This is a genomic window from Pseudomonas sp. Marseille-Q5299 (assembly GCF_943737035.1).
Taxonomy (GTDB): Bacteria; Pseudomonadota; Gammaproteobacteria; order Pseudomonadales; family Pseudomonadaceae; genus Aquipseudomonas; species Aquipseudomonas putida_E.
The window spans coordinates 57414-75496 of the sequence record NZ_CALSFR010000005.1 but is presented as its reverse complement, the minus strand read 5'-3'; the positions used below and the strand labels follow the sequence as shown (position 1 = coordinate 75496).

Annotated in this window: 17 protein-coding genes; 7 read left to right on the top strand and 10 right to left on the bottom strand. The window is 63.1% G+C overall.

What is annotated here, in order from left to right:
- Nucleotides 1–40: 40 nt before the first annotated feature.
- From miaA to NGJ21_RS16640, 5 genes are read right to left on the bottom strand one after another with little or no spacing between them, the layout of a single operon-like run.
- Nucleotides 41–1012, bottom strand: a complete 972-nt coding sequence (gene miaA / locus NGJ21_RS16660) for a tRNA (adenosine(37)-N6)-dimethylallyltransferase MiaA (RefSeq protein WP_115273763.1) — start codon at nt 1010–1012, stop codon at nt 41–43.
- A 1-nt stretch (nt 1013) separates the two neighbouring features.
- Nucleotides 1014–2915: a DNA mismatch repair endonuclease MutL gene (gene mutL, locus NGJ21_RS16655; protein ID WP_251962412.1), complete on the bottom strand. Its 1902-nt coding sequence runs from the start codon at nt 2913–2915 to the stop codon at nt 1014–1016.
- Nucleotides 2912–4345, bottom strand: coding sequence for an N-acetylmuramoyl-L-alanine amidase (locus NGJ21_RS16650; RefSeq protein ID WP_046788099.1), 1434 nt, complete (start codon nt 4343–4345; stop codon nt 2912–2914). The genes mutL and NGJ21_RS16650 overlap by 4 nt, the downstream gene beginning before the upstream one ends.
- Nucleotides 4346–4356: 11 nt before the next feature.
- Nucleotides 4357–4821: a tRNA (adenosine(37)-N6)-threonylcarbamoyltransferase complex ATPase subunit type 1 TsaE gene (gene tsaE, locus NGJ21_RS16645; protein WP_371316839.1), complete on the bottom strand. Its 465-nt coding sequence runs from the start codon at nt 4819–4821 to the stop codon at nt 4357–4359.
- On the bottom strand, nt 4818–5678 hold the full coding sequence (locus tag NGJ21_RS16640; protein ID WP_046788101.1) for an NAD(P)H-hydrate dehydratase: 861 nt from the start codon (nt 5676–5678) through the stop codon (nt 4818–4820). The genes tsaE and NGJ21_RS16640 overlap by 4 nt, the downstream gene beginning before the upstream one ends.
- Before the next feature lie 65 nt (nt 5679–5743).
- Here NGJ21_RS16640 and queG point away from each other — a divergent pair, with 65 nt between their 5' ends.
- The gene (gene queG / locus NGJ21_RS16635) at nt 5744–6808 is read left to right on the top strand and encodes a tRNA epoxyqueuosine(34) reductase QueG (RefSeq protein WP_115273761.1); all 1065 of its coding nucleotides are present in this window, start codon (nt 5744–5746) and stop codon (nt 6806–6808) included.
- A 28-nt stretch (nt 6809–6836) separates the two neighbouring features.
- Here the strand turns inward: queG and NGJ21_RS16630 are convergent, their stop codons facing one another.
- Nucleotides 6837–7448 carry a trimeric intracellular cation channel family protein gene (locus NGJ21_RS16630; protein WP_003249516.1) on the bottom strand — a complete coding sequence of 204 codons (612 nt, stop codon included), beginning with the start codon at nt 7446–7448 and terminating at the stop codon, nt 6837–6839.
- Nucleotides 7449–7541: 93 nt separating this feature from the next.
- Nucleotides 7542–8084, bottom strand: coding sequence for an oligoribonuclease (gene orn, locus NGJ21_RS16625; RefSeq protein ID WP_046788103.1), 543 nt, complete (start codon nt 8082–8084; stop codon nt 7542–7544).
- A gap of 160 nt (nt 8085–8244) precedes the next feature.
- On the opposite strand from orn, the gene rsgA reads away from it, so the two are divergent.
- Both rsgA and NGJ21_RS16615 read left to right on the top strand, forming a co-directional pair.
- Nucleotides 8245–9276 carry a small ribosomal subunit biogenesis GTPase RsgA gene (gene rsgA / locus NGJ21_RS16620; RefSeq protein WP_046788104.1) on the top strand — a complete coding sequence of 344 codons (1032 nt, stop codon included), beginning with the start codon at nt 8245–8247 and terminating at the stop codon, nt 9274–9276.
- Nucleotides 9277–9390: 114 nt separating this feature from the next.
- The gene (locus NGJ21_RS16615) at nt 9391–9870 is read left to right on the top strand and encodes a molecular chaperone Tir (RefSeq protein ID WP_115273760.1); all 480 of its coding nucleotides are present in this window, start codon (nt 9391–9393) and stop codon (nt 9868–9870) included.
- 29 nt (nt 9871–9899) lie between these two features.
- Here NGJ21_RS16615 and motB read toward each other — a convergent pair whose 3' ends face one another.
- Together motB and motA are read right to left on the bottom strand one after the other, a co-directional pair.
- Nucleotides 9900–10919, bottom strand: a complete 1020-nt coding sequence (gene motB, locus NGJ21_RS16610; protein ID WP_115273759.1) for a flagellar motor protein MotB — start codon at nt 10917–10919, stop codon at nt 9900–9902.
- A 3-nt stretch (nt 10920–10922) separates the two neighbouring features.
- Nucleotides 10923–11774 carry a flagellar motor stator protein MotA gene (motA, locus tag NGJ21_RS16605; RefSeq protein ID WP_046788106.1) on the bottom strand — a complete coding sequence of 284 codons (852 nt, stop codon included), beginning with the start codon at nt 11772–11774 and terminating at the stop codon, nt 10923–10925.
- Between the two features lie 130 nt (nt 11775–11904).
- Here motA and NGJ21_RS16600 point away from each other — a divergent pair, with 130 nt between their 5' ends.
- Genes NGJ21_RS16600 through asd form a run of 3 tightly spaced genes read left to right on the top strand, consistent with a single transcriptional unit; the run spans nt 11905 to nt 15167 of the window.
- On the top strand, nt 11905–13440 hold the full coding sequence (locus NGJ21_RS16600) for an HDOD domain-containing protein (RefSeq protein WP_251962411.1): 1536 nt from the start codon (nt 11905–11907) through the stop codon (nt 13438–13440).
- Between the two features lie 44 nt (nt 13441–13484).
- Complete coding sequence (locus NGJ21_RS16595) at nt 13485–14294, top strand: rhodanese-like domain-containing protein (RefSeq protein ID WP_046788108.1); 810 nt, start codon at nt 13485–13487, stop codon at nt 14292–14294.
- A 9-nt stretch (nt 14295–14303) separates the two neighbouring features.
- Nucleotides 14304–15167, top strand: a complete 864-nt coding sequence (gene asd, locus NGJ21_RS16590; protein ID WP_046788109.1) for an archaetidylserine decarboxylase — start codon at nt 14304–14306, stop codon at nt 15165–15167.
- Nucleotides 15168–15237: 70 nt separating this feature from the next.
- Here asd and serB read toward each other — a convergent pair whose 3' ends face one another.
- Nucleotides 15238–16452 (bottom strand): phosphoserine phosphatase SerB, encoded by a 1215-nt coding sequence (gene serB, locus NGJ21_RS16585; protein ID WP_046788110.1) that lies wholly within the window; start codon nt 16450–16452, stop codon nt 15238–15240.
- Nucleotides 16453–16586: 134 nt separating this feature from the next.
- Here serB and NGJ21_RS16580 point away from each other — a divergent pair, with 134 nt between their 5' ends.
- Nucleotides 16587–18053 (top strand): AhpA/YtjB family protein, encoded by a 1467-nt coding sequence (locus NGJ21_RS16580; protein ID WP_115273757.1) that lies wholly within the window; start codon nt 16587–16589, stop codon nt 18051–18053.
- Nucleotides 18054–18083: the final 30 nt, after the last annotated feature.

The window sequence follows — 18083 nt, the reverse complement described above, 5'->3', positions numbered from 1 at the left end:
GGCCGCCCCTTCGGAAGAATAGACGGCAATCAGCAGGGACTCAGCTCAATATGGAGATGGCCCCAAGGTATTTCAAGGTGCGGGACAGATTGTCGCAGGCCAGGCTGTCGAGCCAGTGCACGTCGGACCAACCGCGCAACCAGGTGAACTGACGCTTGGCCAGCTGGCGAGTAGCAATGATACCGCGTTCGCGCATCTCATTCTCAGTCAGCTTGCCGTCGAGGTAGTCCCAGACCTGCCGATATCCCACTGCCCGTATAGACGGCAGCCCGGCGTGCAAGTCACTTCTGGCTCGCAGCGATCGGACCTCGTCGACGAAGCCCTGTTCCAGCATCTGCGAAAATCGTAACGCAATTCGCTGATGCAGAATGTGACGATCTGTAGGAGCAATCGCCAAACTCGCGACAGTATAGGGCAAATGCCCGCCAGCGCCTGCGTCTGCGCCGCTACTTTCCGCGAATTGACGCTGGCGATGGGCTGTCATGCTCTCGCCACTCACATGATAGACCTCCAACGCACGGATCAGGCGCTGCGGGTCGTTGGGGTGGATGCGTGCGGCCGACTCCGGGTCCACTTCGGCGAGCTGGCGGTGCAACTCGGCCAAACCCAGCGCCTGCGCCCGGGCCTCGAGCTCGGCACGCACCGCAGCGTCGGCCGGCGGCATGTCCGCCAGGCCATCGATCAATGCCTTGTAGTAGAGCATGGTGCCACCGACCAGCAGCGGGACTTTGCCGCGCGCGGTGATTTCGGCCATGGCCTGAAGGGCATCGGTGCGAAACTGCGCAGCCGAGTAGCTCTCGGCAGGGTCGCGAATATCGATAAGACGATGTGGATGGGCAGCCAATACCTCCTTGGAGGGCTTGGCGCTGCCGATGTCCATGCCGCGGTAGACGAGGGCCGAGTCGACGCTGATCAGCTCGCAGGGCAGGACCTTGGTCAGCTCGATGGCAAGGTCGGTCTTGCCGGCCGCCGTCGGGCCCATGAGGAATATTGCTGGGGGCTTGCCGCTCATGTCATCGACCGCGCAGGAAAAGTTTGTCCAGGTCGTCCAGGCCCATCTGGGTCCAGGTCGGTCGGCCATGGTTGCACTGGCCGCTACGCTCGGTGTTTTCCATGTCGCGCAACAGGGCGTTCATTTCAGGAATCGCCAGGCGCCGGTTGGCACGTACGGCGCCGTGACAGGCCATGGTACCGAGCAGTTCGTTGAGGTGCGCCTGAATGCGATCGCTGGTGCCGTACTCCATAAGGTCGGCAAGCACGTCCTGGACCAGGCGGTTGGCCTCGGCCTGCTTGAGCAGGGCAGGAATCTGGCGGATCGCCAGCGTCTCGGGGCCCAGGCGCTGCAACTCAAAGCCCAGGCGCTGGAACCACTGGGCATGCTCCTCGGCGCAATCGGCCTCGCGCTGGCTCAGCGCCAGTGACTCGGGCACCAGCAGCGGCTGGCCACTCAGGCCCTCGCTGGCCATCGCCACCTTGAGCCGTTCATACATGATCCGCTCGTGGGCTGCATGCATGTCGACCAGCACCAGGCCGGCAGCATTCTCGGCGAGAATGTAGATGCCTTTGAGCTGGGCCAGAGCGTACCCCAAGGGCGGGATGTCGCCCTGGCTCTGCGGCAATGTCGCAGGCCCGGCAGCGTCATCGTTCAGCGGCTTGTAGAACTCGCGGTAGACCGCCTGGGCCTCGGCAGCGGGCAACGGCTGTGATGGCCGGGGGGTGTACTGGTACTGGTAACCTGCGCCACTGCCGCCGTTGGAAATCGAATGCTGGGCCACCTGGGGCTGTTCGAGCACCGGCGAGGCCAGGCGCATCTCGCCTTGCGGGCCGAATTCGCCCGCCTGTTGCCCCGTCGGGCGGACGACCTCGGCAGCGGCGGCAGGCGCCGACGCCAGATGGTCTTCCGGGCGCACGTCGGCCAAGGCACGGTGCAGCGTGCCGTAGAGAAAATCGTGAACCGAACGCCCCTCACGGAAACGCACTTCGTGCTTGGTCGGGTGCACGTTGACGTCGACGCCGTTGGGCTCAAGCTCAAGGAACAGCACGAACGTGGGGTGACGGCCATTGAACAGCACATCACGGTAAGCCTGGCGCACCGCATGGGCTACCAGCTTGTCGCGCACCGCACGGCCGTTGACGAAGAAGTACTGAAGGTCTGCCTGGCTGCGCGAGAAAGTCGGCAGGCCGACCCAGCCCCACAGGCGCAGGCCGTTACGCTCGACATCGATCGGCAGCGCCTGCTCCATGAAGCCCCCGCCACAAATGGCGCCGACCCGCCGCGCACGGGCCGTTTCGTCATGAGCCTCGTGCAGGCTGAGGATGCTCTTGCCGTTGTGCCGCAGGTGGAAGGCCACATCGAAGCGGGCCAGGGCCAGGCGCCGGATGACTTCCTGCAGGTGATCGAATTCGGTCTTTTCGGCCTTGAGAAACTTGCGACGGGCCGGGGTATTGAAGAACAGGTCACGCACTTCCACCGAGGTGCCGACGGGGTGTGCGGCAGGCTGCACACGCGGAGTCATGTCGCGACCTTCGGTCTCGACCTGCCAGGCTTCGCTAGCACTGGCGGTGCGCGACGTCAGGGTCAGGCGCGCCACCGAGCTGATGGAGGCCAGGGCCTCGCCACGAAAGCCCAGGCTCAGCACACCTTCGAGGTCTTCCAGCTCACGGATCTTGCTGGTGGCGTGCCGGGCCAGAGCCAATGGCAGGTCGTCAGCGGAAATACCGCTGCCGTCGTCACGTACCCGCAACAACTTGACGCCGCCCTGCTCCACTTCGACATCGATGCGTCGGGCACCGGAATCCAGACTGTTCTCCAGCAACTCCTTGGCCACCGAAGCCGGGCGTTCGACCACCTCACCGGCGGCAATCTGGTTGGCCAGCCGCGGGCTGAGCAGCTGGATGCGCGACCCCCCACTCATTGCTGCGAGGCCAGGGTCGTTGAGGGAATATTGAGGTGCTGGCCGACCTTCAGCTCATCGCTCTTGAGGCTGTTGGTGTTGCGCAGGCTAGCCACGCTGACCTGGTAGCGCACGGCAAGCATCGCCAGGGTCTCGCCCGGACGTACCGTGTGCTCACGTGGCCCCTGCGCGATCTTGCCGCTGTCGCGCATCCAGGCGATGTAGGTACCAGGCGGCGGGTTCTGCTGGAAGTACTGGCGCACACCGGTATGGATCGAGCGGGCCAGTGCCTGCTGATGGCTGCGCGTGGCCAGCTTGGCGGCTTCGTTGTTGTTGGAGATGAACCCGGTTTCGACCAGGATCGACGGAATGTCCGGCGACTTCAGCACCATGAAACCTGCTTGCTCGACACGCTGCTTGTGCAGCGAGGTGATGCGCCCCATGTTGCCCAGCACTTTTTGCCCGACGTTGAGGCTGGAACTGAGCGTCGCGGTCATCGACAGGTCGAGCAGCACGCCTGCAAGCATGCGGTCTTTGTCGTCGAGGCTGACGTTACCAGCGCCACCGATCAGGTCGGAGCGGTTTTCCGCATCGGCGAGCCAGCGGGCGGTCTCGGACGTGGCGCCACGGTCCGACAGGGCGAACACCGAGGCGCCAAAAGCGGCCCGCGACGGTGCAGCGTCGGCGTGGATCGAGATGAACAGGTCGGCGCCTTTCTTGCGGGCAATCTCGGTACGTTTACGCAGCGGAATGAAGTAGTCACCAGTGCGGGTCAGTTCAGCACGGTAGCCCTTCTCGGTATTGATCTGGCGCTGCAGTTCCTTGGCGATCTGCAGCACGATGTCTTTCTCATGCTGGCCACGCGATCCCGAAGCACCCGGGTCCTCCCCGCCATGACCGGCGTCGATGGCGACCACGATGTCGCGCTTGCCGCTGGGCACAGGCGGCAGCTTGATCGCCGGCTGGGCCGGGCTTACCGGCACCGCCGGCGTGGTCGCCGGGGTTCGCACAGGCGTTGGCGGTGCAGCAGGCGCCGTGGCGGCGATGGCATCGGCTTCCTGGTCATAGAGGTCGACCACCAGGCGGTTGCCGTATTGAGCATTGGGCGCCAGGGTGAAACTCTTGGGCGTGACCGACTTTTTCAGGTCGACCACCACCCGCAGGTCAGTCGCCGTACGCTGCGCCGAGCGCACGTTGCTGATGGGTGTATTCGAGGTGGACACGTTCAGTGGCGCGGCCAGGGTCGCCCCGTTGATATCGATTACCAGGCGATCCGGTGCGCTGAGGGTGAAGACGCTATGCTGCACGGGGCCAGACAGGTCGAAGACCAGCCGCGTGTTGTCCGGCGCGCGCCACAGGCGCATGCTCTTGACTTGAGTGACGGCCAGAGCGTCAACAGTCACCGCTGTCAGCAGCAGACCAACGACAGCGACCAGTGCGCGTATGCGCATACCTACCCCACTTACTGTTTATAGTGTTTGGCCAGCGCAATGCACCAGGCCTCGCCGCGAGCCCCCTGCGGCGCAAGGATCAGCGAGCGTCCGCCCGCTTGGGGGCTTATGGTAATGGTCAGGTCAGGCTTTGGCAAAACGCCCGCACCCTTTTCTGGCCACTCGAACAGACACAGCGGATCTCCCTCGAAATAGTCGCGAATGCCCATGAACTCCAGTTCCTCCGGATCGACCAGGCGATACAGGTCGAAATGGTAGGCGCGCACCTCACCGATCTCGTAGGGTTCAACCACGGTGAAGGTCGGGCTTTTCACTGCACCAGTATGGCCCAAGCCGCGAATAAGGCCACGGGACAGCGTAGTCTTGCCCGCGCCCAGGTCGCCCTCGAGAAAGATGATGCCGCGACCGCCGGTCACCTCGGCCAGTGATGCACCGAATTTGACCGTAGCCTCTTCATCGGCCAGAAACAGGGTTATGCCAGACACGCAGAATGCTCCTCCAACAACTCACGAATGACCGGCGCCAGATCACTGGCCGCCAGGCCTCTACCTTTCACACCCAACCGCTCGCCGGCACACGCGTGCAACCACACTCCAAGACTCGCGGCCTGCCAGGCGTCCAGCCCTTGAGCCAATAACGCCGCCAGTACACCGGTGAGCACGTCACCCAAGCCTGCCCCTGCCATTGCCGGATGCCCGCGCTGGCACAGCGCCAACTGCCCCGACGGGTCCGCCACCAACGTACCGGCGCCCTTGAGCACGCAGACACTGGCATAGCGGCGCGCCAGCTTGCGAGCAGCGCCCGGCCGGTCGGCCTGTACCGCCTCGGTGGAAATGCCCAGCAGCCGCGCGGCCTCCCCCGGGTGCGGAGTGAGGATACTGCCACTGGGTAATGCCAGGGGCGTGCGCGCCAGCAGGTTGAGTGCATCGGCATCCCACACTTGCGGCCGCTCGGCATTGGCAACAGCCGACAGCAGGCTGCGCCCCCAGGCGGCCTGGCCCAGGCCCGGGCCGACCACCAGCACCGAAGCGCGCTCCAATACCCCCATCAGCTGGTTGGCCGAATCGACCCCCAGGCACATGGTTTCGGGCAAGCGGGCAAGGCTTGCGGCCACGTGATCGGGGCGAGTCGCCACGCTGACCAGCCCGGCGCCGCAGCGTAGCGCGGCTTCGGCGCTCAGCAGCACTGCGCCACCGGTACCGAGGTCGCCACCCACCACCAGCACGTGGCCGAAGTCACCTTTATGGGCGTGCGGATGCCTGGCGGGCAGGCGCGTGACGGTCACGCTGCTTAGCAGGAGCGGGGCATGGCTTGGGTGTTTGGTCTGCGGCATGGGGTCAAAGGCTCCAATGTCTGGCAGAATTATACGCACCTGAGCCCGTATTGCCTTGCCCATCCATGTCCGCTTGCACACTTGACCTCGCCGCCCTGGCCCAATCGATCAAAAATTGGGGCCGAGAACTCGGTTTTGCCCACGTCGGCATCGCCGGTGTGGACCTTGGCGAGCACGAACAGCACCTGCAGCGCTGGCTCGACGCCGGCTACCAGGGCGAAATGGAATACCTGGCCGCCCACGATGGCAAACGCGCCCACCCCGACCAGTTGATCCCTGGCACCGTGAGGGTGGTTTCGCTGCGTATGGACTACTTGCCCGGCGATACACAGATGGCTCAACGCCTGGCCCAGGCGGAAAAAGCCTACGTATCGCGCTATGCCCTTGGCCGCGATTACCACAAGCTGGTGCGCAAACGCGTGCAGCACCTGGCCGATCGCATCCAGGAAGACATCGGTCCGTTCGGTTACCGGGCGTTCGTCGACAGTGCCCCGGTGCTGGAAAAGGCCATTGCCGAACAGGCGGGGCTAGGCTGGATCGGCAAGAACACGCTGCTGCTCAATCGCAAGGCCGGCAGCTATTTCTTCCTGGCCGAACTGTTCGTCGACCTGCCACTGCCGGTAGACGAGGCGCATGCCAGCGAGCATTGCGGACGCTGCCAGGCGTGCCTGGACATCTGCCCGACCAAGGCCTTTGTCGGGCCCTATGTGCTGGATGCCAGGCGCTGCATTTCTTACCTGACCATCGAGTTGAAGGGCGCCATCCCCGTGGAATTGCGCTCGATGATGGGCAATCGGGTGTTCGGTTGCGATGACTGCCAGATCGTCTGCCCGTGGAATCGTTTTGCACGTCCAACCCAGGAAAACGACTTCAAGCCCAGGCATGGCCTGGAGAATGCCGAGCTGGCCGAGATGTTCCTGTGGGATGAAAAGACTTTTCTACGCAAGACCGAGGGCGGGCCTTTGCGGCGCGCCGGGTATGAGCGCTGGCTACGCAACCTGGCGGTGGGCCTGGGCAATGCGCCGTCGACGATTCCGGTGCTGGAAGCCTTGAAGGCGCGCCGGGAAGACCCGTCGGAGCTGGTGCGTGAGCATGTGGAGTGGGCGCTGGCGCGGCATGGCATTACATAGCCGGGGCCGCCAAGCAGCCCCTGAGGTTTCACTGCTGGTCGTTGTAGTGAAACTTCGGCATTTCCCAATGGAAGCGGATCGCCAATAGCCGAACCAGGAACCCACCAAACAAGGTCAGCAGCATGGCCTGCTCTGCCGGCACCTTGAAATACACACAGCCCAGGTAAAACCACGCCGCGGCAAAAGACACGCTGGCATACAGTTCACGCCGGAACACCAGTGGGATGTCGTTACAGAAAATATCCCGAAGGATCCCACCGAACACCCCTGTAATGACCCCGCTGATCGACGCCACCAGCATGCCCTGCCCCATCTCCAGCGCAGTCATGCAGCCAATCAGGGTAAAGGCCACCAGCCCCAAGGCATCCAGCACCAGGAACAGTGACCGCAGGCGGCGCATCATCGGTGCGATGAAAATCGTCAGCAGCGCGGCAAAGCTGGTCAGCACCAGGTATTCCGGATGCTTCACCCAAGTCAGTGGGTAGTGCCCGAGCAGCACATCACGCACCGAGCCACCACCCAGGGCAGTCACACAGGCGATCAGTACCACGCCAAACCAGTCCATGCCACGCCGCCCGGCAGACAGGGCGCCGGTCATGGCTTCGGCGGTGATGGCAATAAGGTAGAGCATCAACAACATGGCGCGGGTCCGTGCGGGAAAGGCGCGCAGTCTAACCAGTTGCCCAAGGCACCAAAAGAGGGCGCGCGCACATTCTATGCGCCCTTTTTCGACTCACACCTTGATGAAGTGCGTGCGGTAGTGGCGCAGTTCGGCAATCGACTCGCGGATATCGTCCAGCGCCAGGTGGGTGCTGCCCTTCTTGAAGCTGTCCCGCACGTCCGGTGCCCAGCGCGCAGCCAGCTCCTTCACGGTGGAGACATCGAGGTTGCGGTAGTGGAAGTAGTTTTCCAGGCTGCGCATATGGCGATAGAGAAAGCGGCGATCCTGGCAGATGCTGTTGCCACAGATCGGCGACTTGCCTTTGGGAACCCATTGTTCCAGGAAGGCGATGGTCTGCGCTTCGGCCTCGGCCATGCCGACCTTGCTTTCGCGTACACGCTGGGTCAGCCCCGAGCCGCCATGGGTGCGGGTATTCCACTCGTCCATGCGCGCCAGCACTTCGTCACTGTGGTGGATGGCGATCACCGGCCCTTCGGCCAGCGTGTTCAGCTCGCTGTCGGTGACGATGGTGGCCATCTCGATGATGACGTCGTTGTCCGGATCCAGGCCGGTCATTTCCAGATCGATCCAGATCAGGTTCTGTGGGTTCTGCATGAAGGGCTCCTCGTATAGGCCGTCATATTAGCCTAGCGGCATAGCCCCGCGCATTCCCGGCGCAAAGGTAACCAGAATGGTCCGCCGCCCGTCGTGCTAAACTGCCTGCCGTTTTCAATGCCCCACCACGGCTCTCTCACGCAACTCGCACGGAACACTAATGGCCAAACGCCAGCTCAATCGCCGCCAAAACTGGCGTATCGAAAAGATCCAGAACGAACGCGCCGCTCGCGCTGCCAAACGCGAGCAGCATGCGCTGCAGGAGCTTGAAGGGGGCGACCTGGGGCCGGAGCAACTGGGCCTGGTGATCGCTCACTTTGGCGTGCAGGTCGAGGTGGAGGCCAAGGACGGCGAGTCTGCAGGCCAGGTATTCCGCTGCCACCTGCGCGCAAACCTGCCGGCGCTGGTCACCGGTGACCGCGTGGTCTGGCGTGCCGGCAACCAGGGCATTGGCGTAATCGTCGCGCAGATGCCGCGCAGCACCGAGCTGTGCCGGCCGAACAACCACGGTCAGCTCAAGCCGGTTGCCGCCAACGTCGACCTCATCGTGATCGTCTTCGCGCCAGCGCCCGAACCGCACCCGAACCTGATCGACCGTTACCTGGTCGCTGCCGAGCACGCGGGTATCCGCCCACTGCTGCTGCTGAACAAAGCCGACCTGATCAACGACGAGAACGGCCCGGCCCTGCATGCCTTGCTCGAGGTGTACCGCGACCTCGGCTACCCGCTGCTGGAGGTTTCCGCCCACCATGGCGACGGCATGCAGCGCCTGCAGCAAATGCTGGACGGCCATATCAGCGTGTTCGTCGGCCAGTCGGGTGTGGGCAAGTCTTCTCTGGTCAACAGCCTGCTGCCTGCTGCCGACACCCGGGTCGGTGACCTGTCCGAATGGTCGGGCCAAGGCACCCACACCACCACCACCGCGCGCCTTTACCACTTCCCCAATGGCGGCGACCTGATCGACTCGCCAGGCATCCGGGAGTTCGGCCTTGGCCATGTCAGCCGCGACGATGTGGAAGATGGCTTCATCGAGTTCCGCGACCTGTTCGGCACCTGCCGCTTTCGCGACTGCAAGCATGATCGCGAGCCAGGCTGCGCGCTGCTCACGGCACTGGAAGACGGCCGTATCAAGCAGCAGCGCATGAACAGCTACCGCTCGATCATTGCCAGCCTGCCGGAAGACAGCTACTGATTCGTAGGAAATATTACCGGGGCGCGTAGGGCTATTCCGGTTTTGCCGTCATCTATTGCCCCGCCTGCAGCTTTCCCTGATGGTCATGACTTCCTATCAGGGAGGGCAACCGCGATGCCGGTTTTAATCACTTACCGCCACGAAGAGCGGCTTGACGCCTTTATCCTCAATGAACGCTTGCTGCTCGAAAGCATTCCCGCGCAGCTGGTCCTGTTCGACTGCCAAGGGCAGACCCGCGAAGATCTGTATTGCAGCTTCTGTCGATACATGAGCGATGCAACCCACTGGATTGGGCTTTTGTCCGAATGGGCCGCCGCAGACTGGTGGACACCCTGGCTGCTGGGGGCTGCAGTCATGAGCAGTCGGCGTGTCAGCTTTTATCAAAGAAACGGCGGCGCTCTGCCTGAGTGCTTTGGCAAATGGCCGGTAATGCGCGAGCGCAGGCACATCGACCTGTTTGTGCGGGCCTATCACGATGAGTGCACGTTCACCCGCGCCATGACGTTGCCGCCGGGGCGCGGAAGCTGCGCCGACAGGGACAATGCTGACTTCTTTCATGCGGATCTGAAGGCCAAGATCCGGCGGGGGTTTTGATGAATCGGGGCCGCTGGGCGGCCCCTGCGTCACTGGTCGTTGGGCTCGTCCATCCTCAAGGTGCCTTCCTCGAAGATGTTCAGCTTCTGGCGCAGTTCACGCGGCTGCATCGGTGCATCCTGCGCAGCAGGTGCCGCCGAAGCATCAGGCGCAGCGCCGGCAGGCGGCGCTGGCTGGCTTGGCTGTGCAGGCGACGTACCCTGCTCACCCTCAATGTTGCGCTGGGCCTTCTTGGTCAGGACGATGATGTCGATACGGCGGTTTACCGGGTTGAACGGGTCTTTGCGGTCGAACAGCGAAGACGACGCATAACCCACCACCCGCGCGACCTGGTCATCCGGATAGCCACCGGCAACCAGCGCACGCCGTGCGGCATTGGCGCGATTGGCCGACAGCTCCCAGTTGCCGAACTCGCCGCTGTCCGAATAAGGCTTGGCATCGGTGTGACCACTGACGCTGATCTTGTTCGGCACCGCCTTGATGGTGTCGGCCATGGCCAGCAGAATGTCCTCGAAATACGGCTGCAGGCGGGCGCTGCCGATGTCGAACATCGGCCGGTTCTCGGCATCCATGATCTGGATGCGCAGGCCGTCCTGAGTGATCTCGAAGAGAATCTGGTCCTTGAACTTCTGCAGCTGGGGGTTTTCCTCGACCTTGTTCTGCAGCTCCTGCAACAGCAGTTCGAGGCGTTCTCGCTCAACCTGTTCAGCCAAGGTCTCGACCTGGTCCTTGTCCAGCTGAATGCTGGTATCGGGCGTAGGCTCGGACTTCTCCTCCGGGTTGATGGTCTTTTCCGGCGCCAGCTGGGGCGAGCCGCCAAGGTCGATCACGTAGGGCGTACCGCTTTCGGAGAAACCGATCGGGTCCTTGAAGTAGCCGGCAATGGCGATCTTCTGCTCCGGCGTTGCTGTGGACAGCAGCCACAGCACCAGAAAGAACGCCATCATCGCCGTGGCGAAGTCAGCGAAAGCGATCTTCCAGGCGCCGCCATGGTGGCCACCACCGTAGCGCTTGACGCGCTTGATGATTATCGGCTGATTGTTTTCCATGGCTCAGCGACCGCGAACTGCTTGTTCCAGCTCGACAAAGCTCGGGCGATGCTTCGGATACAGCACCTTGCGCCCGAATTCAACGGCCAGCGAAGGTGGCATGCCAGAGGCCGAAGCGACCAGCGAAGCCTTGATCGACTCATAGAGGTTGAGCTCTTCCTTGGCATCGTGCTCCAGGCACTTGGCCAGCGGGCCGAAGAAACCATAGGCTGCAAGGATACCGAAGAAGGTACCGACCAGCGCGGCGCCGACGTGCAGGCCGATGGAGGCCTGGTCGCCTTCGCCCAGAGACGCCATGGTCACCACGATACCCAGTACTGCCGCGACGATACCGAAACCGGGCATGCCGTCGGCAATGCCGTTGACCGCATGCGACGGGTGCTCGAGCTCTTCCTTCATGCTCAACAGTTCCATGTCGAACAAGCCTTCGAGCTCGTGGGGGGCCATGTTGCCGGTGGACATGATGCGCAGGTAGTCGCAGATGAAGGCAGTCATGCGCTCATCACCCAGCACCGCTGGGTATTTGGCAAAGATCGGGCTGGCCGCGGCGTCCTCGATATCGCCCTCGATCGCCATCATGCCTTCGCGACGGCTCTTGTTGAGGATTTCGTAAACCAGGCCCAGCACTTCCAGGTAGAAAGTATGGGTGAAGCGCGTGCCGAACATCTTCAGCGACTTCTTGATTACATGCATGGTCATGTAACCGGGGTTGGCCTGCATGAAGGCGCCAAAGGCTGCACCGCCGATGATCAGCACTTCGAACGGCTGGATCAGTGCCGCGATCTTGCCGTGGGAGAGCACATATCCGCCGAGCACGCTCGCGAATACGACGATGATGCCGATAATTTTAGCCATAGGTTCAAAGCACTTGCTGTCGTGGTCAGGATGAGGGACGGGAGCTTTAAAACTCTTCTTCTACTTATCGGCAGAACTGCGCCAGACTATAGCCACTCAAAGCGAAAAGCCAGTTCGGACTGATGTCAAAATGCCAATGGAATCCAAGGTGCCCACTCAGAATCCGCGTACGCTAGAGGCCTGGGTAAAGCTGCTCGACGGTATTCGTGTTCCGGTACCGAAGCAGAGTTACGACCGGGTCATGGGCGCTATCAACGATAGCCGCCGTTCGCTTCGCGATATCGCCGAACTGATGCAGGACAGCCCGGCCCTGGTGCTGTCGGTGATGCGCGAGGCCAATCATCCCGCCAACGCCAGCCAGGCAGAACCCGCCGAAAGCCTGGAAATCGCCCTTAACAGGCTGGGCCTGGCGCGCAGCAGGGAATTGCTTACCCGCCTGCCAGCGCTGCCGGACGACGACATACCGCCGGTACTGCGGCAGTTCCTGCTGATCAGCCAGCATGCTTCGCAGCAAGCCAGCGGCCTGTTCGCCAGCCGCCTGGCGCGGCTGTGGCAGGAAATTCACTGGGGTAGCCTGCTGTTCCTCTCGCCCCTATGGCCGATGGCCCTGGCCTACCCCAAGCTGCTCGATGCCTGGGAACTGCGGGTTATCCACAAGGGCGAAGAGGCGCAAGAGGTCGAGCTCGAGCTGTTTGGCGTGCGCATCCTGGCACTGTGCCAAGCCATGGCTGAACACTGGCGCCTGTCGCAATGGGTAACCCAGGGTTACCGCATGCTGCTCGAAGAGCGTGAGCAGCTGGGGCAGATACTGAGCATCGCCCGCGACGAAGACCTGCTCAGCCAACAGCACCGCCTGGACGAGGCGCCGGCACTGAGCCGCTGGTTCAACCAGCCGGCCAATACCGTGCTGCTGGCCAACAACTTGGCCCTGGCGGCACAGGTAGGCTGGGACAACCCGCACCTGCTGCGCTGGCAATTGCTCACCGCGCTGTACCTGCAGACCACACTGGAGGACGTGCAACAGCAAGTTCACCAACAGGCCGCCGCCAGTGCCCGCCGGCACGCCAGGCATGCCTTGTTCCACCCTGCCGAGGCCTTGATCTGGCCCTGGGAACAGCGTCGCCCGCATCCGGACATGCTGACGCCACCACCGCCTTCCAGCGAGGCGCTCGGCCATTGGCGCAAGCTGTGCCAGGAGCTGCTGGCACAGCCCAGCCCGTTCACCAATACCGTGCATCTGGCCACCCAGGCCCGCGAAGCACTGTTGGCCTGCGGCATGCAGCGCATCATGCTGCTGACCCTGGACAAGGCCAGTGATTACCTGCGCGTGCAGCAAACTGCCGGCTTGCCCAAGGAGGCTGCAACCATCGCCTTGCCTGTCACGCAGAGCAAGCTTTTGCAGAAACTGGTCGGGCAGGCCGCACAGCTGCGCCTGTCACCAGACAACCATGCCCAGTTCGCGGCCCTGCTGCCGGCCCCATTGCGTGCGTTCTTCCGTAGCGAACACCTGTTGCTGCGCTCGCTGGCAGTCAACAACCAGGTACTGATGCTGGCGGTGGCCGACCAAGGCGGCAAACCGCTGGCCGATGTCAGTGTCCAGGCGTTCGGCAAAACCGCGCAATGTATCGAGCGCGCCCTTGCGGTGTTTGCCAACCGCAATGCCTGACCCTTGCGCTACAATCGCCCCTCTTTCCACACTGGAGACCGTGGATGACTGATTTTGCCGGACTACCGCTGGTGATCGAGCCCGCGGATCTGCTTGCGCGCCTGGCTTCCCCCCAGCTGATCCTGGTCGACCTGAGCAGCGCCAACCGCTATGTCAGCGGTCATATCCCGGGCGCCCGCTTCGTCGAAGGCAAACGCACCCAGCTGGGCATGCCGCCCGCGCCGGGGCTTTTGCCGGCCATTGGCGACCTGGAAAAACTGTTCAGCGAACTCGGCCACCGGGATGATGCGGTCTACGTGGTGTACGACGATGAGGGCGGCGGCTGGGCCGGGCGCTTCATCTGGCTGCTCGACGTCATCGGCCACAAGGCCTGCCATTACCTCAATGGCGGCATCCAGGCCTGGCCGGCGGACAAGCTCTCGACGGAGGCACCCGCGCCCGCCACCGCACCGGTACGCCTGCAATTGCACAGCGAACCGACTGCCACTCGCGAATACCTGCAAAGCCGCCTGGGCGCCGATGACCTGGTGATCTGGGATGCCCGCGCCCCGCAAGAATTCTCTGGTGAAAAGGTCCTGGCAGCCAGGGGTGGCCATATACCCGGCGCGGTCAACTTTGAATGGACGGCCGGCATGGACCTCAACGACCATCTGCGCATCCGCAAGGACATCGCCGAAGTCCTCCAGCAACTGGGCATCACCCCCGACAAGGAGGTGATCACCCATTGCCAGTCCCACCGCCGCTCCGGTTTTACCTACCTGGTGGCCAAAGCCCTCGGCTATCCACGCGTCAAGGCCTATGCCGGCTCGTGGAGCGAATGGGGCAACCACCCGGACACGCCTGTAGAAGTTTAAGGAACCTGCATGAAATCCCGTCTGTTCATCATCAGCCAGTACCTGCTGCCGCACCATCTTCTGTCGCGGCTTGCCGGCTGCGTCGCCGAGTGCCGCTCACGCTGGTTCAAGAATGCCTTCACCGCCTGGTTCGCCAAGCGCTACCAGGTGAACATGAACGAGGCACTGGTCGAAGACCTCACCGCCTACGAGCACTTCAATGCCTTCTTCACCCGCGCCCTCAAGCCGGGTGCACGCCCGCTGGATGAAACCCCGGGGGCAATCCTGTGCCCGGCCGATGGCGCTGTGAGCCAGCTGGGCCCGATCGAGCACGGTCGCATCTTCCAGGCCAAGGGCCACAGCTTCAGCGCTCTGGAGCTGCTCGGCGGCGACCCGGCGCTGGCCGCCCCGTTCATGGGTGGTGAATTCGCTACCATCTACCTGTCACCGAAGGACTACCACCGCGTGCACATGCCGCTGGCCGGTACCCTGCGCGAAATGGTCTATGTGCCGGGTCGCCTGTTCTCGGTTAACCAGACCACCGCAGAAAACGTCCCCGAGCTGTTTGCCCGCAACGAGCGTGTGGTGTGCCTGTTCGACACTGAGCGCGGGCCGATGGCCGTCGTGCTGGTGGGGGCGATGATCGTTGCCTCGATCGAGACCGTGTGGGCCGGCCTGGTCACTCCACCCAAGCGCGAACTTAAAACCTTCCGCTATGACGAAGGCAGCCGTGCGCCGATCCATCTGGAGAAGGGTGCGGAACTGGGCCGCTTCAAGCTGGGCTCTACGGCTATCGTGCTGTTTGGGCCGGAGCAGGTGAAGTGGGCTGAAACCCTGGGTGCCGGTTCGGCAACGCGCATGGGTGAGCTGTTGGCGGTTCCCGCGCAGGCTTGATTCTGGCAAAAAATGAAAAGGCCCTGCATGACTGAAGTCATGCAGGGCCTTTTTGTCAGCGAGGCTTGTGTCAGCCCCGCGCGTCGCGGTCGCGCAGCCCCAGCAGATACAGCACGCCGTCCAGCCCCAGAGTCGAGATGGCCTGCTTGGCCGATTGACGTACCAGTGGCTTGGCGCGGAAGGCGACGCCCAGGCCGGCCAGCGACAGCATCGGCAGGTCGTTGGCACCGTCACCTACGGCAATGGTCTGCTCCAGTTGCAGGCCCTCTTCGCTCGCCAAATGCTGCAGCAGTTCTGCCTTGCGCTGGGCATCGACGATGGGCTCGACGGCCACGCCGGTCACCTTGCCATCGACCACTTCCAGCTCGTTGGCGAACACGTAATCGATGCCCAGGCGTGCCTGCACCTGCTTGGCAAAGTAGGTGAAGCCACCCGAAAGGATTGCAGTCTTGTAGCCCATGCGCTTGAGCTCGGCGAACAGGTTCTCGGCACCTTCGGTGAGGCGCAGCGAAGCACCGATCTGGTCCAGCACACCAACATCCAGGCCTTTGAGCAGCGCCATGCGCTCCTTGAAGCTGGCGCGAAAGTCCAGTTCGCCGCGCATTGCACGTTCGGTAATCGCCGCCACCTGCTCGCCGACACCTGCAGCCTTGGCCAGTTCGTCGATGACTTCGGCTTCGATCAGGGTCGAATCCATGTCAAACACGGCCAGGCGGCGGTTGCGACGGAACAGGTCGTCCTTCTGGAAGGCGATGTCGATGTTCAGCGCTTCGGACAATGCAAAGAAGTCGGCGCGCAGCGCCTGGGCATCGCTTGGCTCACCGCGGACGGAAATTTCCAGGGCAGCCTTGCCTTTCTCGCGCTGCGCGCCCAGGGCAACACGTGCAGACAGGCGCTCGATCCGCTCGATGGTCAGGCCATATTGGCTGATGACCGCGCTGACACTCTGCAGTTGCTCCGGGGTGATCTTGCGGCTGAGGACGGTAGCGATATAGCGAGCCTCGCCCTGACCATCGGCCCAGTGCTGGTAATCGGACTCGGAAATCGGCGTGTAGCGGGCCTGCAGATTCAGCTCATGGGCCTTGGACTGCACGCTTTGCAACAGGCTGGTGGCCACTTCGTTGTCCGGTATATCGACCAGAATGCCGAACGACAGGGTGCCGTGCATGACAGCCAGGCCGATGTCGAGAATGTTCACACCGCCCTGGAGCAGGACGCCGGTGATGGCGGCAGTGAGACCCGGACGGTCCTCACCGGTGATGTTGATCAGAACGATTTCGCGCACAACCTGGCTCCGACTTCGATGAAAAATGCGCATTCTACCGATTTTCCGTGACCATCGGGCGCCAACGATACTTTGCCGACAAAACTCGGGTCGCTATACTGCGCGCACTTTCATGCCATTAAGAGCCGCGCTCTGTGAACCGGCCCACGCCCGTCAAACCAGACAACTTCTTCCTCATGATCTTCCGTGCCCTGCGCCAACGTCGCGTTCCCCTGGCACTGCGCATCGCCAGCACCAACATTTTCTTGGTGGCGCTGGCGCTGGTGATCTATGCCTGCGTGATGGGTCTGCAGTTCAAGCAGGCCATGCACGAGCAGGCTGACGCCCTTGGCCAGAGCCTGACCACCCAGACAGCCACATCGGCGACCGAGCTGCTGGTGTCCAACGACATCCTCAGCCTCAACGTGCTGTTGGGCAACCTGGTGAAGAACCCGCTGGTGGCCCATGCGGCTATATATAGCGTGGATAGCCGCATCCTGGCCGAGGCCGGGCAGCGCCCACGCAACAGCCTGCTGGGTGAGGCCGAAGGCCTGTACCAGACCAAGATCACCTTCCAGGACGTGACCGCCGGGCAACTGCGCATCAGCCTGGACATGAGCCAGTTCCAGCAGCCGATGCTGATCAGCCTGCAGAGCATGGGCATCCTGGCCGCGATCCTGCTGGCCCTGGCGCTGAGCCTGAGCCTGCGCCAAGGCCGCCACATCACCCTGCCGCTGCTGCAACTGCGCGTATGGTTGCGCGACCCGCACCCCTACACCCCGGCAATCGATCGTCAGGATGAGATCGGCGATATTGCCCGCCAGCTGCATGCCCGCCTGGCCCCGCCGCCACCTCCGGAACCTGAGCCGGAGGAGTACGAAGACGAAGACGACTTCGACGACCTGCACGATACCCCTGCGCCGGTCAAAGCCGCGCCACGGGCCAAGGTTGCCGCCCAGGTAGACGACGAAGACGACGATGAAGCCTTTGCCGGCCTGCTGGACCACGAAGAAAGCGCGCCGAAGGCCGCCGTAGTCGACTCCGACGAGCCGCAGAGCACTGCGGTGCTGGCCGTTCAGCTAGGCTCGCAGGAGCAACTGCGCCGGCTGCCACGCACCCGCCTGACCGAGCTGCTGGAACGCTACCGCGACTGCCTGGAGCAGGCCGCGTCGCTGTACGATGGCGAGACCCACACGCTCAACGACGGCAGCACTCTGGTGCTGTTCCACAGCCGCGACTGCGGCGAGGATTACCTGACCAACGCAATCTGCTGCGGCGAGCTGCTGCGCGCCCTCGGCCACGCCCTGCAGATCGAGGTAGCCGACAGCGGCATCACCTTGCAACTGCAACTGGGCCTGGCCTTGGGCGATGACCTGCATGGGCTGGAACAGGTAGACCTGCTGATGACCGAAAAAGCCCAGGACGCCCTGGCTCTTTCCCAGCACAGCCGCAACCTACTGCTGGTGGAGCGGCAGATCAGTGATGACTCGCTGATTCGCCAGCGTGCGCGGATTCGGCCGATTGCCAGCCCTGAAGGCGCCTGCTGTGTCGAGCGCTTGATGGAGCCTTACCCCTCGATGCTGGAGCGACAGTTGGCGCGGATGCACGAGCGCAGGGTCTGATATCGAGCCCCCTGCTCTGACACCCACAAA

Bases quoted from the DNA above. Each gene is read 5' to 3' on its own strand.
- miaA (WP_115273763.1), bottom strand. From the start codon at position 1,012: ATGAGCGGCAAGCCCCCAGCAATATTCCTCATGGGCCCGACGGCGGCC.
- mutL (WP_251962412.1), bottom strand. From the start codon at position 2,915: ATGAGTGGGGGGTCGCGCATCCAGCTGCTCAGCCCGCGGCTGGCCAAC.
- NGJ21_RS16650 (WP_046788099.1), bottom strand. From the start codon at position 4,345: ATGCGCATACGCGCACTGGTCGCTGTCGTTGGTCTGCTGCTGACAGCG.
- NGJ21_RS16640 (WP_046788101.1), bottom strand. From the start codon at position 5,678: ATGCCGCAGACCAAACACCCAAGCCATGCCCCGCTCCTGCTAAGCAGC.
- queG (WP_115273761.1), top strand. From the start codon at position 5,744: ATGTCCGCTTGCACACTTGACCTCGCCGCCCTGGCCCAATCGATCAAA.
- NGJ21_RS16630 (WP_003249516.1), bottom strand. From the start codon at position 7,448: ATGTTGTTGATGCTCTACCTTATTGCCATCACCGCCGAAGCCATGACC.
- orn (WP_046788103.1), bottom strand. From the start codon at position 8,084: ATGCAGAACCCACAGAACCTGATCTGGATCGATCTGGAAATGACCGGC.
- rsgA (WP_046788104.1), top strand. From the start codon at position 8,245: ATGGCCAAACGCCAGCTCAATCGCCGCCAAAACTGGCGTATCGAAAAG.
- NGJ21_RS16615 (WP_115273760.1), top strand. From the start codon at position 9,391: ATGCCGGTTTTAATCACTTACCGCCACGAAGAGCGGCTTGACGCCTTT.
- motB (WP_115273759.1), bottom strand. From the start codon at position 10,919: ATGGAAAACAATCAGCCGATAATCATCAAGCGCGTCAAGCGCTACGGT.
- motA (WP_046788106.1), bottom strand. From the start codon at position 11,774: ATGGCTAAAATTATCGGCATCATCGTCGTATTCGCGAGCGTGCTCGGC.
- NGJ21_RS16600 (WP_251962411.1), top strand. From the start codon at position 11,905: ATGCCAATGGAATCCAAGGTGCCCACTCAGAATCCGCGTACGCTAGAG.
- NGJ21_RS16595 (WP_046788108.1), top strand. From the start codon at position 13,485: ATGACTGATTTTGCCGGACTACCGCTGGTGATCGAGCCCGCGGATCTG.
- asd (WP_046788109.1), top strand. From the start codon at position 14,304: ATGAAATCCCGTCTGTTCATCATCAGCCAGTACCTGCTGCCGCACCAT.